The sequence below is a fragment of the Kocuria sabuli genome, assembly GCF_040981185.1.
In the GTDB taxonomy this organism is placed as follows: domain Bacteria; phylum Actinomycetota; class Actinomycetes; order Actinomycetales; family Micrococcaceae; genus Kocuria; species Kocuria sabuli.
Genome location: NZ_JAVHZE010000003.1, coordinates 44,469 through 60,684 on the forward strand (window position 1 = coordinate 44,469; position 16,216 = coordinate 60,684).

At 76.2% G+C, this 16,216-nt stretch carries 13 protein-coding genes; 2 read left to right on the forward strand and 11 right to left on the reverse strand.

Going from position 1 to position 16,216, the window contains the following annotated elements; translation table 11 throughout:
* Window positions 1–42: 42 nt before the first annotated feature.
* Genes RE027_RS04180 through RE027_RS04190 form a run of 3 tightly spaced genes read right to left on the reverse strand, consistent with a single transcriptional unit; the run spans window position 43 to window position 3,436 of the window.
* On the reverse strand, window positions 43–897 hold the full coding sequence (locus RE027_RS04180; protein WP_368806991.1) for a transglutaminase family protein: 855 nt from the start codon (window positions 895–897) through the stop codon (window positions 43–45).
* Window positions 894–1,820: an alpha-E domain-containing protein gene (locus RE027_RS04185; protein ID WP_368806992.1), complete on the reverse strand. Its 927-nt coding sequence runs from the start codon at window positions 1,818–1,820 to the stop codon at window positions 894–896. The genes RE027_RS04180 and RE027_RS04185 overlap by 4 nt, the downstream gene beginning before the upstream one ends.
* Window positions 1,814–3,436 (reverse strand): circularly permuted type 2 ATP-grasp protein, encoded by a 1,623-nt coding sequence (locus RE027_RS04190; RefSeq protein ID WP_368806993.1) that lies wholly within the window; start codon window positions 3,434–3,436, stop codon window positions 1,814–1,816. The genes RE027_RS04185 and RE027_RS04190 overlap by 7 nt, the downstream gene beginning before the upstream one ends.
* A gap of 221 nt (window positions 3,437–3,657) precedes the next feature.
* On the opposite strand from RE027_RS04190, the gene RE027_RS04195 reads away from it, so the two are divergent.
* The gene (locus RE027_RS04195; RefSeq protein WP_368806994.1) at window positions 3,658–4,557 is read left to right on the forward strand and encodes a glycosyltransferase family 2 protein; all 900 of its coding nucleotides are present in this window, start codon (window positions 3,658–3,660) and stop codon (window positions 4,555–4,557) included.
* Window positions 4,554–5,492 carry a glycosyltransferase family 2 protein gene (locus RE027_RS04200; RefSeq protein WP_368806995.1) on the forward strand — a complete coding sequence of 313 codons (939 nt, stop codon included), beginning with the start codon at window positions 4,554–4,556 and terminating at the stop codon, window positions 5,490–5,492. Before RE027_RS04195 ends, RE027_RS04200 begins: the two co-directional genes overlap by 4 nt.
* Before the next feature lie 51 nt (window positions 5,493–5,543).
* On the opposite strand, the gene RE027_RS04205 is transcribed toward RE027_RS04200, so the two are convergent.
* The 8 genes from RE027_RS04205 to RE027_RS04240 all read right to left on the reverse strand — a co-directional run bounded on the left by RE027_RS04205 (window position 5,544) and on the right by RE027_RS04240 (window position 16,216).
* On the reverse strand, window positions 5,544–6,560 hold the full coding sequence (locus RE027_RS04205; protein ID WP_368806996.1) for a UDP-glucuronic acid decarboxylase family protein: 1,017 nt from the start codon (window positions 6,558–6,560) through the stop codon (window positions 5,544–5,546).
* 66 nt (window positions 6,561–6,626) lie between these two features.
* The gene (locus RE027_RS04210; RefSeq protein ID WP_368806997.1) at window positions 6,627–7,640 is read right to left on the reverse strand and encodes a glycosyltransferase family 9 protein; all 1,014 of its coding nucleotides are present in this window, start codon (window positions 7,638–7,640) and stop codon (window positions 6,627–6,629) included.
* A complete protein-coding gene (locus tag RE027_RS04215; RefSeq protein WP_368806998.1) occupies window positions 7,630–9,036 on the reverse strand; it encodes a PfkB family carbohydrate kinase in 1,407 nt (468 codons plus the stop codon). The genes RE027_RS04210 and RE027_RS04215 overlap by 11 nt, the downstream gene beginning before the upstream one ends.
* Entirely contained in the window at window positions 9,033–10,886 is a 1,854-nt protein-coding gene (locus RE027_RS04220) for a glycosyltransferase (protein WP_368806999.1), read from the reverse strand. Before RE027_RS04220 ends, RE027_RS04215 begins: the two co-directional genes overlap by 4 nt.
* Window positions 10,883–11,842 (reverse strand): glycosyltransferase, encoded by a 960-nt coding sequence (locus tag RE027_RS04225; protein WP_368807000.1) that lies wholly within the window; start codon window positions 11,840–11,842, stop codon window positions 10,883–10,885. The genes RE027_RS04220 and RE027_RS04225 overlap by 4 nt, the downstream gene beginning before the upstream one ends.
* Window positions 11,830–12,939: a glycosyltransferase family 9 protein gene (locus RE027_RS04230; RefSeq protein ID WP_368807001.1), complete on the reverse strand. Its 1,110-nt coding sequence runs from the start codon at window positions 12,937–12,939 to the stop codon at window positions 11,830–11,832. The genes RE027_RS04225 and RE027_RS04230 overlap by 13 nt, the downstream gene beginning before the upstream one ends.
* Before the next feature lie 2 nt (window positions 12,940–12,941).
* Window positions 12,942–14,582: an HAD-IIIA family hydrolase gene (locus RE027_RS04235; RefSeq protein WP_368807002.1), complete on the reverse strand. Its 1,641-nt coding sequence runs from the start codon at window positions 14,580–14,582 to the stop codon at window positions 12,942–12,944.
* A complete protein-coding gene (locus RE027_RS04240) occupies window positions 14,579–16,216 on the reverse strand; it encodes a carbamoyltransferase family protein (RefSeq protein ID WP_368807003.1) in 1,638 nt (545 codons plus the stop codon). Before RE027_RS04240 ends, RE027_RS04235 begins: the two co-directional genes overlap by 4 nt.

The following is a 16,216-nucleotide window of genomic DNA, read 5'->3' on the forward strand; positions in this document are numbered from 1 at the left end:
GCGGAGCCGCCCACCTCCGGGAGGTGGGCGGCTCCGCCGTCGTCATGCGGTCTGCGTGACCTCGACCGTGACGTCGAGCCCCGAGGTCCCGCCGCCGCCGGTGACCATGCCCTTGAGCGGGGTGACGTCGGTGTAGTCGCGGCCGCGGCCCACCGTGACGTGGAAGTCGGTGAGCCTCGTGTGGTTGGTGGGGTCATAGGCGTACCAGCGGTCGTTCCACCACTCGACCCAGGCGTGGGACTCCCCCGGCACGGTCGCGCCGATGCCCGCCTCGTAGTCCGGGTGCAGATAGCCGGAGACGTAGCGCGCCGGGATCCCGATGTGCCGCATCATGCCGATGGCCACGTGCGCGAGGTCCTGGCACACGCCCTTGGCCTCACGCCAGGCGGCCTCCGCGTCCGTGTGCACCCCGGTGACGCCCGGGACGTACTGCATGTGCGTGGCGATCCCGGCGAAGATCGCGGCCGCGGCGGCGGCGGGGTCCGCGGACTCCTTGCGGATCTCCTCGGCGACCCGCTCCAGCTCGGGCCCGATCCGCGTCAGCGGGGTCTGCGGCACGTGGTCGGAGACCGCGTCCAGAACCGGGGGGTCCGCCAGGTCCGCCCAGCCGAGCCCGTCGGAGGCCTCGTCCCCGGGCCGGCGGTTGACCTCGACCGTGGCGGAGGAGCGGATCTCCAGGTGCCGGTGCCGGCCCTGGATGTCGAAGGCCGCGACCCGGGTGCCCCAGTAGTCCCGGTAGTGGCTCACCGTGGCGATCCCGGGGCTCAGGGTCAGCTCCGCCTCGAGCACGATCTGCTCGTCGTCGGTGAGGGGCGTCATCCGGGCCTCGTTGTAGGACTTGGAGACGCTGTCGTTGTAGTCGTAGCGGGTGACGTGGTCGATCTTGAGCCGGGTCACAGCATGCCTCCGAACCAGGACGCCTCCAGGGCGTGCGAGAAGTACTTGGCGCCCACGGACTCGGACGCCTTCGCGCACGCGGCCTGGACGTTGTTCAGGTGCTCGGGCAGCACGGCGATGAGGTCCTCCGCGTGGTGGAACTCCAGGGCCGTGCGCGCCTCGCCGATGATCCGGCGGGCGTCGTCCTTGAACCCGACGCGCTGGAGGCCCGGTTCCAGGTTCACGAGGATCTCCTCGGCCGTGGTCAGCGCGTGCAGGATGGAACGGGGGAAGAGCCGGTCCAGCAGCAGGAACTGCGTGGCGGACTCGTCGCTGAAGGTCCCGTAGCGGGTGCGCAGGAACGCCTCGTAGCCGCCGGCGCAGTGCAGGATCGACACCCAGGACATGCCCGAGGTGGACGTGGACCGGGTCCACAGCAGGCGGGACGTCATGTCCGCCCGCTCGATCGCGGCGCCGAGGGACAGGAACATCCACGACTCGTCGTGGGACATGGTCATCTGCACCTGCCCGCGCACGGTCGCCATCCGCTCGATGGTCCAGTGGCAGACGCGGAACGTCCCGACGACGTCCCGGCGGTGCTGGCCCAGGCCGTAGTAGGTGGAGTTCAGCGACTCCCACATGGCCGAGGAGACGGTCTCCCGGGCACGGCGGGCGTTCTCGCGGGCCGCGTGCAGCGAGCCCGAGATCGAGGTCAGGCAGTCCTTGTTCCAGGCGAGCTCGTGGATCATCGACCGGACGCTGTAGTCCCCGTCGGCGGGCTCCACGCCCATGACCGCCATGATCCGCCGCACCTCGGCCTCCTGCTCGCCCACGGGCAGCTGGGTGATGCGCTCCAGGTGGACGTCGAGGATCCGGGCGACGCCGTCGGCCCGCTCGACGTAGCGGCCGATCCAGAACAGCGACTCGGCAATACGGCTCAGCATGAGGGCCCCTTCCCGGCGCGGGCGGTGGTCGTGGCGGCGGAGCGCGCCTGCTGCTGCTGCTGCTGCTGGTCGCTGTCCCCCTCGTCCTGCCAGGACGCGGAGACCGGCCAGGTGTGCACCGAGGCGTCCACGTCCGGCGGCGGGGCCTGGCCGGCGTCCAGGTCCTGGATCTGCGGCTGGCCGAGCACCCAGGTGTCCTTCGAGCCGCCGCCCTGGGAGGAGTTCACGATCAGCGAGCCCTTCTGCATCGCCACGCGGGTCAGGCCTCCGGGCAGGACGTAGACCTCCTCGCCGCTGTTGACCGCGAAGGGACGCAGGTCCACGTGGCGGGGGCTGAACTCCCCGTCGGCGAACGTCGGCACGGTGGACAGCTGCAGCACGGGCTGGGCGATCCACCCGCGCGGGTCGGCGAGCACCTTGGCCCGCAGCTCCTCGAGCTCGGCCGCGGTGGCCTGGGGGCCGATCACCAGGCCCTTGCCGCCGGAGCCGTCCACGGGCTTGACCACGAGCTCGTCCAGGTGGTCCAGGACGTAGGCGCGGGCCTCGTCCTCCTCGAGCCGGTACGTGTCCACGTTGGGCAGCACCGGCTCCTCGTCGAGGTAGTAGCGGATCAGGTCCGGCACGTAGGAGTAGGTCAGCTTGTCGTCGGCCACGCCGTTGCCGATCGCGTTGGCGATGCTCACGTTGCCGGCCCGGGCCGCGTTGACCAGCCCGGAGCAGCCCAGCTCCGAGTCGGAGCGGAAGTGCAGCGGGTCCACGAACTCGTCGTCGATGCGCTTGTAGATCACGTCCACGCGCTGCTCGCCGTCGGTGGTGCGCATGTAGACCTTGTCCCCGCGGACCACGAGGTCGCGGCCCTCCACGAGCTCCACGCCCATGAGCCCGGCCAGCAGGGTGTGCTCGAAGTAGGCGGAGTTGAACACGCCGGGGGTGAGCACCACGACCACCGGGTCCTCGGCCGCTTCGGGGGCGGTGGCGCGCAGGGCCCGGTAGAGGTGCCGGGGGTAGGCCTCGACGGCGCGGATCGGCTGGGACATGAACGCCTCCGGCAGGCCCTTCGCCATGGCCCGCCGGTTCTCGATCACGTAGGAGACGCCGGAGGGCACGCGCACGTTGTCCTCCAGCACGCGGAACACGCCGTCCTGGTCGCGGACCACGTCGATGCCCGCCACGTGGATCCGCACCCCGCCGGGCGGGCGGAACCCCCACACCGCGCGGTGGAAGTGGGCGGAGGAGGTGATCAGCGCCTTCGGCACGATCCCGTCGGCCACGACCCGCTGCTCCCCGTAGACGTCGTCGAGGAAGCACTCCAGCGCCCGGACGCGCTGCTTCACGCCGCGCTCGATCACGGCCCACTCGCGGGCCGTGATCACGCGCGGGACGATGTCCAGGGGGAACGGGCGCTCCTCCCCCGCGAAGTCGAAGGTCACGCCGCGGTCCAGGAAGGACCGGGCCATCGAGTCCGCGCGGGTGTTGACGTCGCTGAGGGACAGTTCGCCCAGCACCCCGCCGATCCGCTCGTAGCCGGCCCTGGCCCGCTGGTCCTGGGTGAACATCTCGTCGTAGGCCGCCGCGCCGGACATGTCGGCGGCATAGTGGTCGAACAGGTCGGGCATGTCGGGCGATCACACGCCTTTCGGGGTCGTGGCGGTCGTTGCCCGAAGTATGGACGGGCCGTATTTCGCAACGGTAACCGGGGTTCCGGGCGCGCTTCCGATTCTGTCACGCGCCGCGCCGCAGGACACCGGACGACGTGCCCCTACGATGGGATGGCGCGCCCGCGCGAGGCGGGCGCGCCGCCGCGCCCGCCGCGGCCGCCACGAGCGGAGAGGAACCGATGGACGCCCCGGACCCCCAGCACCGCGTCACGGTGGTCGTGGCCACCCGCAACCGGCGGGAGGAGCTCGTCGCCCACCTCGGCCGGCACGAGGGGCCCGTGATCGTCGTCGACAACGCCTCCACGGACGGCACCGTCGAGGCGGTGCACGCCGCGCACCCCCGGGTGCGGGTGGTGCCCCTGCCGCGCAACGTCGGTGCAGTGGCCCGGACCGTGGGCGTGCGCCTGGCCCGCACCCCGTACGTGGCCTTCGCCGACGACGACTCCTGGTGGGCCCCCGGCGCGCTCGTCCGCGCGGCCGCCGTCTTCGACGCCCACCCCCGGCTCGGTCTTCTCGCCGGTTCCATCGCCGTGGGGCCCGAGGAGCGTCCGGACCCGCTCAACGCCGTGCTGGCGGCCTCCCCCCTGGGCATCCCGACGGGGTGCCCGGGCCCCGCCCTGCTCGGCTTCGTGGGCTGCGGGGCGATCGTGCGCCGCTCGGCGTTCCTGGAGGCGGGCGGCTTCGACGACGTCGTGCGCTTCCCCGGCGAGGAGGAGCGCCTGGCCCTCGACCTCTTCGACGCCGGCTGGCGCCTGTCCTACGTGCCGGAGATCCGCGCCCACCACCACCCCTCGCCGCGCCGGGAGACCGGCGACCGCCGGCAGCGGGAGCTGGTGCGCAGCCGCCTGCTCACCGCGCTCATGCGCCGGCCGTGGCGGGTGGTGGCGCACGAGCTGCGCTGCGCCCTGCGCGCCGGGCGCACGGGCCGCCGCGGGCTGCTCGGGGCCCTGCCGCGGGTCCCGGCCGCGCTGCGCGCCCGCCGCCGCGTCTCCCCCACCACCGAGGCCGCGCTCGCCCTGCTGCACGCCCCGGCCGATCCGACCCCGAACGCCCCGACCCCGACGGAGGACAGCCCGTGACCGAGACCGACCCCACCCCGGACACCGTGCAGGGCACGGGCCCCGACGAGCGCGTGGCGGTCGTGATGATCACCTACAACCGCCGGGACGAGGCGCTGCTGGCGCTCGCGCGGCTGCGCGAGCTGCCCGAGCAGCCGTACGTGGTGGTCGTCGACAACGGCTCGGAGGACGGGACCGCGGAGGCGGTCCGCGAGCAGCACCCCTGGGCGGAGCTGGTCGCGAGCCCGGTCAACCTCGGCGCGGTGGGCCGCAACGTGGCGATGGACCGGGTGCGGACTCCCTTCGTGGCCTTCTGCGACGACGACACCTGGTGGGAGCCGGGGTCGCTGCGCCGGGCGGCCGACGCGCTGGAAGCCCACCCCGGCCTGGGCGTGGTCACCGGCAGGATCCTCGTGGAGCCCGGTGCCCGTGAGGACGCGATCAACGCGGAGCTGCTGCACTCCCCCGTCGAGGGGCCCGCATGGATGCCCGGACCGGCCCTGGGCAGCTTCCTGGCGGGCGCCTCCGTGGTACGCCGCACGGCGTTCCGCGAGGTCGGCGGGTTCAGTGAGCGGCTGTGGCTGGGCGGCGAGGAGGAGCTGCTGGCCGCTGACCTCGCGACCGCCGGGTGGGAGCTGGTGCACCTGCCCGACGTCGTGGTCCACCACCAGGCCTCGAAGGTCCGCGACCCGCACCTGCGCCGGCGGCACGGGCTGCGCAACACGCTGTGGTTCATCTGGCTGCGCCGCCCCCTCCGGGCCGCGCTGCGCCGCACCCGGGACGTGCTCGGCGGCGCGCCGCGGGACCGGGTCACGGCCCTGGGCCTGTTCGACGCCGTGCGCGGGGCTCCGTGGGTGCTGCGCGAGCGGCGCCCCCTCCCCGAGCGCGTCGAGCGGCGCTTCCGGGCGCTGGAGGAGTCCCAGCGCAGCAGCGCCGCTCGTCGCTACGTCAGCTGAGCGCTCCGGTGGAGGCCACCGGCAGCGACGGGACGAGGAGGGGCCGGGCGGTCAGCCGGCCCGGCTCGCGGCGCCGGCCTGCGGAGCACCGGTCGAGGTGCGGAACCACTCGACCGTGCGCGCCAGGCCCTCCGTCCACGGCACCTCGGGGTCCCAGCCGAGGACCTCGGTGGCCAGCGTGGTGTCGGGCCGGCGCACCATGGGGTCGTCGACCGGGCGGTCGACGAACTCCACGGCCGAGGAGGAGCCGGTCGCGGCGATGACGTCGCGGGCGATCTGCAGCACGGACAGCTCGTGCGGGTTGCCGATGTTCATCGGCCCGCTGTGCCCGCTGCCGGCCAGGGCGAGGATGCCGCGCACCAGGTCGGAGACGTAGCAGACGGAGCGGGTCTGCGCCCCGTCGCCGGTCACCGTGAGCGGCTCCCCCGCGAGGGCCTGCCGGATGAACGTGGGGATGGCGCGGCCGTCGAAGGGGCGCATCCGCGGGCCGAAGGTGTTGAAGATGCGCACGATCCCGGTGTCCACGCCGTGCTGCGCGCGGTAGGCGACCGTGAGGGCCTCCGCGAAGCGCTTGGCCTCGTCGTACACCCCGCGGGGTCCCACGGGGTTGACGTGCCCCCAGTAGCTCTCCGGCTGCGGGTGGACCTGCGGGTCCCCGTAGACCTCGGAGGTGGAGGCCAGCACGAACCGCGCGCCCTTGTCCTTGGCCAGGCCCAGGGCGTGGTGGGTGCCGATCGAGCCGACCTTCAGCGTGTGGATGGGCAGCTTGAGGTAGTCGATGGGCGAGGCCGGGGAGGCGAAGTGCAGGACGAGGTCCACCTCGCCGGGCACGTGCACGTAGTCGGTGACGTCGCACTGGACGAGCCGGAACCCGGGGTCGCCCACGAGGTGCTCGATGTTGGCCGCGGAGCCCGTCAGGAAGTTGTCGAGGCAGACGACCTCGACCTCGCGGCGGCGCAGCTCGGTGCACAGGTGGCTGCCCAGGAAGCCGGCGCCGCCGGTCACGACGGCGCGGCGGATCGGCCGGGCCGCGCCCGGGCTGGTGGTCACGTCTGGCGTGGGGTTCACGGTGCTCCTCTGGGTCGAAAGCGGGTGGAGAGGCCGGCGCGCACGGGGACCGCGGCTCCGGCCGGGTCAGGTGCGGGCGACCGCGTCGAGCTGGGCCCGGGCCGCGGCCAGGACCTCCTCCGGGGTGACGGCGCCGAGGCGCTCGTCGAGCTCGTCCGCGTGGGGGTCGCCCCAGGCGTGCGCGCCCGGGTCCCCGTGCCACAGGACGGTGTGCAGGCCGGGGTCCACGGCGGGACCCCACCACGCGGGCGGGGTCGGTCCGAAGAGCACCACGGAGCGCACGGCCAGCGCGGTGGCCACGTGCGCCACCCCCGTGTCGGCGCTGAGCACCGCGGCGCACCCGCCGACGGTCTCCGCCAGCCCGGCCAGGCTCAGGGTGCCGCACCGGTTCTCGGCGCCGTCCACGCCGTCCACCACGGCGGCGGCGAGCTCCGCCTCGGCCGGCGAGCCCGTGACGAGGACCCGGTGCCCGTCCTCGACGAGCGCCCGGGCGACCTCGCGCCACCGCTCCGCCGGCCACCGCCGGGCCCCGGACGCCGCGCCCGGGTGGATGAGCACGGGGGCGTCCGCGGGCGCGGGGCGGTGGTCCCGCAGGCGCAGGTCCTCGGGACCGCACGGCCCGCCGGCCTCGCGCACCAGGCGGCACCACCGGTGCACCTCGTGCTCGTCCCGCCGCCAGGCCGGGCCGTCGTGGCCGGCCTCCGGGGCGGCGAAGCCGACCAGCCGCTCGGGCCCGGTGGTGAGGAGCAGCTCGTGGCTGCGCGGGCCGCGCCCGTGCAGGTTCACGGCGACGTGCCCGCCGCGCACCGGCGGCAGCGGCACGAGCCCCTGGAGGGGCAGCACGCCGTCGACGACGCCGAGCCCGGCCAGCCAGGAGCCCACGGCCGCCGGGGCGGCGAGGAGGATCCGGTGGCCGGGCAGCATCCGGCGCACGCCCCGCAGCGGGGCCACGGCGGTCAGTGCGTCCCCGAGGCCCAGTGCCCGCAGCACCAGGACGTCCCCGGGGCCGACCGTGGCGGGGTCCACGGTCCACGGGCCGGGCGCGGGGAGGACGTACGCGCTGCCGGGCTCAGCGCTCACGGCCGGCCTTCTGCAGGATGGCGGTGGTGGAGCGCCCCGACAGGTACGGCAGGACGGTCACCCGCCCGCCCCAGCCGCGCACGTCGGCGGCCTCGGGCAGCTGCTCGGGGGTGTAGTCCCCGCCCTTGACCCACACGTCGGGACGGAGCAGGTTCAGGGCGGCGCGGGGGTCGTCCTCGTCGAAGACGACGACCGCGTCGACGCTGCGCAGGGCGCCCAGCACGCGGGCCCGGTCGGCCTCCCCGACCACCGGGCGGCCCGCTCCCTTGAGCCGGCGCACGGAGTCGTCCGCGTTCAGGAGCACCACGAGGGCGTCGCCGAACTGACGCGCGGCGTCGAGGGAGGCGATGTGCCCGGCGTGCAGGACGTCGAAGCAGCCGCCGGTGGCGACCACGGTCCCGCCGCGGCCGCGGACCTCGCTCAGCAGCTCCTGCACCTCGCGGGGCAGCCGTTCGGCGCCCGGGTGCAGGGCCGGGCGGACGTGCACGCCGGCGGCGCGGCGGGTGCGGTAGGTGGCGGCGCCGCCCGCGGCGACCCACTGGCCCGCGGCCTCGACGGCGGTCTCCACGGCGGCCGTCACGTGGGTGCCCCCGCCGAGGGCGAGGGCCGCGGCGGAGGCGAACCGGTCCCCCGCGCCGCAGGGGTCGGTGTTCTGCACGGGTGCCGCGGGGACCAGCTCGGTCCCGGTGGCCGTGGCCAGGTACGCCCCGTCCGCGCCGGCGGTGACCGCCACCGCGGCGGCGGCCCAGTGCCGGCGCAGCGCGCCGGCGAGCTCCCGGGGGGCGCCCGGGCCGTCGAGGACCGCCGCGGCCTCGTCGGCGTTGGGGGTGACGAGCGTGCAGCCCGGCACCGGGGCCCCGCCGCGCGGGTGGGGGTCCCAGACGACCACGCCGGTGCGGGCGTGCTCCTCGAGCGCGGCGCGCACGGCGGGGTCGCGGGTGACCCCGCCCCCGTAGTCGGAGACCAGGACGGCGTCGGCCTCGGCCAGGACCGCGGCCACGTGCCGGGCGGTGACGCCGACCGGGGTGCCGGGCCCGCCCTCGTCCACGCGCACGAGGGTCTGGCCCGCGCTGCGGATGCGGGTCTTGGTGCGCGTCCCGCCCTCGTGGCCCAGCCGCTCCAGGCGGACCTCGCCGAGCGCGTCGGCCAGCTGCCGGCCGGCCTCGTCGTCGGCCACCGGCGCCAGCAGCGTCACCGCGGCCCGCGCGGGCACGGCCCCGACGGAGGGCGGCTCCGCGCACAGCAGGGCGGCCAGGCCGGCCCCGCCGGGGCTCGCGAAGACGGCGTCGACGTCGACCACGGGGACCGGGGCGTCGGGGCTGAGCCGGGTCGAGGTGCCGGCCACGTCCCGGTCCAGCAGGGCGTCGCCGACCACGACGATGCGTGCCGTGCTCATGCGACCCCCGCCCGGACGGCGGTGCGCGCCGGTGTCCCGTCGGTCCGCTCGCGCGCGGCCGGGGGTCCGGCCGGGGCCAGCCGGGCGTCGACCGCCGCGCACACGGCGTGCAGCAGCATCAGGTGCACCTCCTGGATCACCGAGGTGCTGGGCGCGGCCACCGTGAGGGCCTCGTCCGCCAGCTCGGTGAGCGGGTTGGGGCCCGGGCCGGTGAGAGCCCAGACGTGCAGCCCGTGCTCGCGCGCCCGTTCGGCCGCGGCCAGCACGTTGGGGCTGCGCCCGCTGGTGGAGAGCACGACCAGGACGTCGCCGGCCCGGCCGTGGGCGCCGACCTGGCGGGCGAAGACCTCCTCCGGGCCGTAGTCGTTGACGATGGCGGTGAGGCTCGAGGTCTCGGCGGACAGGCACACGGCCGACAGCGGCCGGCGGTCGTCGACGAAGCGGCCGACGAGCTCCGCGGTGAAGTGCTGCGCCTCCGCGGCGCTGCCGCCGTTGCCCGCGGCGAGCACGCGCCCGCCGTCGGTCAGCAGCCCGGCCAGGCGGGCGCCCCAGCGGTCCACGACGTCGGCGTGCTGGGCGGCCTCGCGGGCGGCGACGGCGAGCTCGTCCGCGTGCGTGCCCAGCCAGCGCTCGGTCTGCGCGCGCAGGGGCGGGTGCTCGCGGCGGTGGCGCTCGACGACCCGGGCGTAGGCGCGCTCCGTCTGCTCGGCGACCCGGCGCCAGCCGAAGAGCCGCTCGACGCGCTCGCGGCCGGCGCGGCCCATCCGGGCGGCCAGCTCCTGGTCCTCGAGCAGGGTGCGCAGGGCGGTGGCGGTGGCGGCGACGTCCCGCGGGGGGACGTGCAGCCCGGTCACGCCGTCCTCGATGCTGTCCAGCAGCCCGCCCACGGCGGTGCCCACCACGGGGCGGGCGCAGGCCATCGCCTCGAGCGGGACCATGCCGAACGGCTCGTACCAGGGGGTGCAGGCGACGACGTCCGCGGAGGACAGCAGGGCGGCGGCGTCGTCGTGGTCCACGCGGCCGAGCAGCTCCACCCGGTCGTCCACGCCGAGCTCGCGGGCCAGCGCCCGCAGGCGCAGGGCCTCGGGGTCGCGGTCGAGGGCGGCGCGATCCGGCCCGCCCGCCACGACGAGCTCCGTGCCGGGCAGCTCGGCCAGCGCGCGCACGACGACGTTCACGCCCTTGCGCTCCACGAGCCGGCCCAGGGCCAGGATCCGGGGCCGGCGCGGCCCGGTGGGCGGCGGGGCCGGGACGAACGCGTCGAGGTCCACCCCGCACGGCACCACGTCGAGCCGGGAGTCCTCCCCGCCCAGGGCCAGCAGCTCCGCGCGCTCGTCCCGGCAGGTCGCCAGGACCAGGTCCGCCGCGGCGACGATCTCGTTCTCGACCGCGAGCCGGCCGGCCGGGCTGGTGTCGGCCGCGCCCTGGTGGCGGCGCTTCACGGCCCCGAGCGCGTGGAAGGTCTGCACCACCGGGATCTGCAGGGTCTCGGCGGCCCGGCGGGCGGCGATCCCGGACATCCAGAAGTGGGCGTGCACGAGGTCGGGGGCGCCGTCGCGCGCCCAGTCGCGGGCCAGCCAGCGCCCGAACTCGTCCATGTAGGGGGCGAGGTCGTCCTTGGGCAACGGGCTCGGGGGCCCGGCCGGGACGTGCACCACGCGCGCTCCTGGCGCCAGCTCGACGACGTCGGGGCTCACCGCGTCGTCGCGTCGGGTGTAGACCGCCACCTCGTGGCCGAGACGGGCGAGCCCCGTGGCCAGGGCGGCGACGTAGACGTTCTGCCCTCCGGCGTCGACCCCGCCGAGCGCGGCCAGGGGGCTGGCGTGCTCGGAGACCATTGCGATTCTCATGCTGTCACCTTCTCCAGGATGCGGTCCCAGTCCGCGAGGAAGCGGTCCAGACCGTAGTGTCTCAGGGCGTGCTCGCGGGCGGCGGTGCCCGCGGCGGCCGCCGCGTCGTGGTCGTTCAGCCAGTGCCGGGCCTGCGCCGCGAGGGCCTCCGGGTCGTTGGAGAGCAGCCCCGCCCCCGGCGGCACCGCCCGCGGCGCCTCCGTGGTCGAGAGGCCGAGCACCGGCATGCCGATGGTCATGGCCTCCAGCAGCGCGAGCCCCAGGCTCGTCCACCGGTAGGGGTGGAAGTAGGCCCGGTGGGCGCCGAGGGCCCCGTGCAGCCTCTCCTGAGGATAGTTCTCGTGCAACCGCCCGGCCATGTGGGGCGCATGCGCGGCGAGCTGGTCCATGCCCATGCCGTACACGTCCACCGGCAGCTCCTCGGCCAGCGCCGTGAGCAGGTCGGTGCCGGCGATCCGGCCACGGCGCACGGGCTCGTTGACCACGGCCGCCAGGCTGGCCGTGCGCCCGGTGTAGAGCGGGCCGGGGTCGAGGATGCCGTGCTCCACCACAGCGGTGGGGGCGGCCCCGTTGTCCCACATCATCCGGTTGAAGTGCGTCACGTGCACCACGGGGATGTCGGTGCGCTCGGCCAGCGGGTGCCGGGTGGCCACCGCGGGCCCGCGCGGGGTGTCGTGCTCGACGTACACGGCCGGCACGCCGGTGCCCGCCCGGCGCCCGGTCCAGCGCTCGAGGAGCTCGAGCTCGTGCGGGCGCTGGAGCACCACGACGTCGATCTCGGCGTCGGCCAGCTGCGCGGGGCTCAGCTCCACGGCGGAGGCCGGCCACTCCCAGGTCTCGGCGCGGCCGCGGCCGTCGGGGCCGCGGTCCTCGACGACGGGCAGCAGGTAGGTGTGGGGACCGTGGACGAACGAGGTCGTCCACGAGCCGTGGACGTGCCAGATCAGGATGCGCACCGGGGTCCTCCTTCCGGTTGGGGGACGGTGGCGGGGGCGCCCGGGGCGCGGTGCGCCAGGTCCTCGACGGCGGCGACCACGTCCGAGGGGGGCACCGAGGACAGGCACGGGTGCCCCGGGACGGGGCAGTCGCGGGCCCGGGAGCCGCGGCAGTCCGCGGTCCGGTCCCCGAGCAGCACGACGGGCACCCCGTAGGGGGCCCACCGCTCCGGCGGGACCACCGGGGAGAACAGGGACACGACCGGGGTGCCCACGGCGGCCGCGAGGTGGGCGGGTCCGGTGTTGCCGACGACGACGCAGGCCGCGGCGTCCAGCACGGAGGCCAGGCCCGGCAGGTCGGTCCGCCCGGCGAGGTCCAGCACGGCCGCGCCGGGGACCCTGTCCCGTGCGGCGGCCAGGGTCGCGGCGGTGAGCGCGCGCTCCCCCGGGCCCCCGGTGAGGACCACCGTGTGCCCCGCGTCCGCGAGTCCGGCGGCCAGGGAGCCGGCGTGCTCGGGGGTCAGCCCGCGCGACGGGACGGAGGCCCCGGGGTGCAGCACCACGTAGCCGCCGTCCCGCAGCGCGGCGGGGAGCTCCTGCGGCAGCGGGGGCAGCGGGCGGCGCACGGCCAGGCGCAGGTCGGCCTCGCCGGGCGCGGGGGCGCCCGCCGCGACCGCGAGCTCCATGGCCGCCTCGACCTCGTGCCCGCCGCCGGGCGGGTCCGCGCGGCGGTGCCGGACGTCGAGCAGCGAGCCGGGGTAGTCCTCGCTGGTGGCCACCACGCGGCCGATCCCGGCGAGGCGGGCGAGCAGCGCCATGGGCAGCGGGCTCTGGTGGAAGGACGTGAAGACCACCGCGAGGTCGTAGCCGCGGGCGGCCAGGTCGCCGACGAGACCGAGCGTGGCGTCCCGGTCGAGCGGCGGCGGCCGGAACCCGGACCAGGGGGCGGAGTACTCGAGGACCTCCGCCACGTCCGGCAGCAGCCGGGCGGCGGCCGCCCCGGAGGGCGAGGCCAGCAGGTCCACCGGGTTCCCGGTCCGGGCCAGGGCCCGGACCGCGGGACCGGTCAGCAGGACGTCCCCGTCCGAGTCGAGGCGGACGGCGAGGGTGCGGCCCATGCTCACCCCCGGGCCGCGGCCGACGGGGCCGGGACCTCGGTCGTGGCCGCCGTGGCGGCGCCGAGGACGGAGGCGACCGCGTCCGTGAGGGTGGTGGCCACGGCGGGCGCGGCGGCGACCTCCTCCGGGCGGGTCACGGGCGTGGGCACCAGCACGGAGCGGGCGCCCGCGGCCTGGGCGGCCTCGACGTCGGCGCCGATGTCCCCGATCAGCACGCACTCCGAGGGGTCCACGCCCAGCGCGGCGGCCGCGGCGAGGACCATCCCGGGGCGGGGCTTGCGGCACGCGCAGTCCTCCTCGGGGGCGTGCGGGCACAGCTGCCAGGTGTCGAACGGGCCGAGCAGCTCGGCCACGCGGGCGTTGACGGCGTCGACCTGTCCGCGGGTGAGCAGACCGCGGCCGATGCCCGACTGGTTGGAGACGACGCCCACGGGCAGCCCGGCCGCGCGCACCGCGTCCACGGCCTCCTGCGCCCCGGGGACGAGCTCGACCTGCGCCGGGTCGCCGTTGTAGGGCACGTCGTGGATGAGGGTGCCGTCGCGGTCGAAGAGCACCGCCCGGACCGGGACGGGCCACGGGCCGGTCCCGCGGTGCCGCCACCGTCCGCGGAGCTTGTGCTGCACGGCGGCGACGGGGATCACCGCGCTCGTGCGGAGCATCCGGCTGAGCTCCGGGAGGAACTCGGGGTCCCCGGGACGCGGGCCCGGCCCGATGCGCAGCAGCACGAACCGGCCGGTGAGCCAGGCCCAGGCCGCCGCGCCGGCGCCGGCGCCGGTCAGGGCGGTGCGGGCGCCCGAGCCCCGGCCCCGCGCCGCGGCGACGAGGGCGGCGGCGAGTCCGGTCCCGGTGGCGGCCAGGGCGCCGACGGTCGCGACGTGCCACGGGAAGCCGCCGGCGGGGGCCTCTGCCGCCGCGCGCCAGCCGGGTCCGTGCAGCCGGCGCATCAGGGCGTCGTCGGCGTTGCCGGCCTGCACGCGCAGGCTCACGAGGTCGTCGGCGGGACGGACCGGGTGGGTGATCCGCCGCCGGCCGTGCACGAGCTGCCACCCCGCCCGGCGCACGCGCAGGGCGAGGTCGGCGTCCTCGCGGTAGGCCCGGGGGAAGCGCTCGTCGAAGCCGGAGACGGCCTCCAGGGCCGCCACGCGGTAGGCCATGTCCGCGGTCGCCCAGTCGGCGTTCTGCAGGGAGGCGGTGTTGCGCTCCCAGTCCGTGGGCCGGCTGGAGTCCGGGAGCGGGACGTCGATGCGGCCCTGGGTCGCGCCGACCTCCGGGCCGCAGGCGGCCAGGTCCTCGGCGAGGCGCTGGGCCCAGCCGGCGGGCAGCTCGACGTCGTCGTCGAGGAACGCGATCCACTCGGCGCCGGAGCGCCGGGCGGCGCGCCAGCCGCGGTTGCGGGCCGCGGCCGGGCCGCGCCCGTAGCCGCGCACCGTGCGCACGGTCCAGGCGACGGTGTCCGGGACCGTCAGCCGCAGGGGCTCCACGTCCCCGCGGCGGTCGTCGACCACGACGACCTCGAGGGGCCCGGGAGCCTGCGCGTCGACGTCCTGGGCGGAGAGGGTGTCCAGCAGCCACTGCAGGGTGGCCCGCCCCACCGAGGGGACGACGACGGCGTAGCCCGCCGGAGCGGCGGGGGCCGGCGTCATCGGGCCTCCTGGAAGAAGGAGGCGCGGCGGACCAGGTGCGGGCCGAGCACGAGCGCCGCCACGGGCGCGGAGCCGAAGAGCTCGAGGGCGTCGCGCGGGTCGTCGACCATGGGGCGGCCGGCGGTGTTGAGCGAGGTGTTCACGACGACGGGCACGCCCGTGCGCTCGTCGAAGGCGCGCAGCAGGGCCGCGATGCCGGCGTTGTCCTCGTCCGTGACGGTCTGGATGCGGGCGGTGCCGTCCACGTGGGTGACCGTGGGGATCCTCTCCCGCCACTCGGGGGCCACGTCGTGGACGAAGAGCATGAACGGGCTGGGCATCGGACCGCCGCTGAAGATCTCGGCGGCGCGCTCCTCGAGGACCATGGGCGCCACCGGCCGGAACTGCTCCCGGCCCTTGACGTCGTTGAGCCGCTCGAGGTTCTCGGCGTGGATGGGGTTGGCGATCAGGGACCGGCGGCCCAGGGCACGGGGGCCGAACTCGCTGCGGCCGTCGAACCACGCGACCACCCCGTCGTCGGCGAGGACGTCGGCGACCTCGCCGGCGAGGTCCTCGGGCGTCGTGAAGGGCACCTGCGCGGTGGTCAGCCACTGCGCGAGCTCCTCTCCGGACCAGCTGCGCCCGAGCGCCGCGGTGGGCTGCGGCTCGCCGAGGTCCCCGGCCTCCTGGGCCAGGTGCAGGGCGGCCCCCAGGGCGGTCCCGGAGTCGCCGGAGGCGGGCTGGACCCAGACCTCGTCGAAGGGCGTGTCCCGCCAGATCCGGGAGTTGGCCACGCAGTTCAGGGCCGTGCCGCCGGCCATGGTGAGCACCCGGTCGCCGGTCTGCCCGTGCAGCCAGGTGGCAAGGTCCACAAGGACTTCCTCGACCACGGCCTGCACCGAGGCGGCGAGGTCGGCGTGGTCGCCGCCCCAGGTGCCGTCGTCGATCCGGCGCGGGGCGAAGCGGGCCCAGTCCGGGGCCTGGGCCGTGAAGCCGCCGTCGCCGGTGGCGCGGACGGTCTCGCGCAGCTCGGGCAGGAAGCGGGGCTCGCCGTAGGAGGCCAGCGCCATGACCTTGAACTCGTCGGAGGAGCGCAGGAAGCCGAGGTGGTCGGTGAGGGACTCGTAGAGCAGGCCCAGGGACTCCGGCAGGGCCTGGCGGTGCAGGATCTCGAGCTCTCCGTCGCGGTAGCGCCCGGCCAGGTGCGAGTGCGCCTCGCCGCGGCCGTCGACCACCAGGACGCTGCTCGTGCGGGAGGGTGCGGCCAGACCGGCGGAGGCGGCGTGGGCGACGTGGTGCTCGACGAAGCGGACCTTCTCGCGGTCCAGGCCGGGCAGCGCCTCGGCGATGAACCCCGGGGCGCGGCGGGCGTAGTCCACCCGGACCGGGTCGTACGGGTCGTCCGGCATCTCGGCGGCGATCGCGGGGTCGAAGGAGTAGCCGACGGCGTCCAGGTCCGCCGGGGTCAGCCCGGCCTCGGCGAGGCACCAGCGCATCGCCTGCTCGGGCAGCTCCCACGCGGAGAACGGCACGGGCCGCTTGCCGTGCTTGCGCCGGGAGAACCGCTCCTCCTCCGCCGCCGCCACCACTCTGCCGTCCACGACGAGCGCCGCCGCGGGGTCGTGAAAAATCGCGTTGATGCCCAGGTAGTTCAT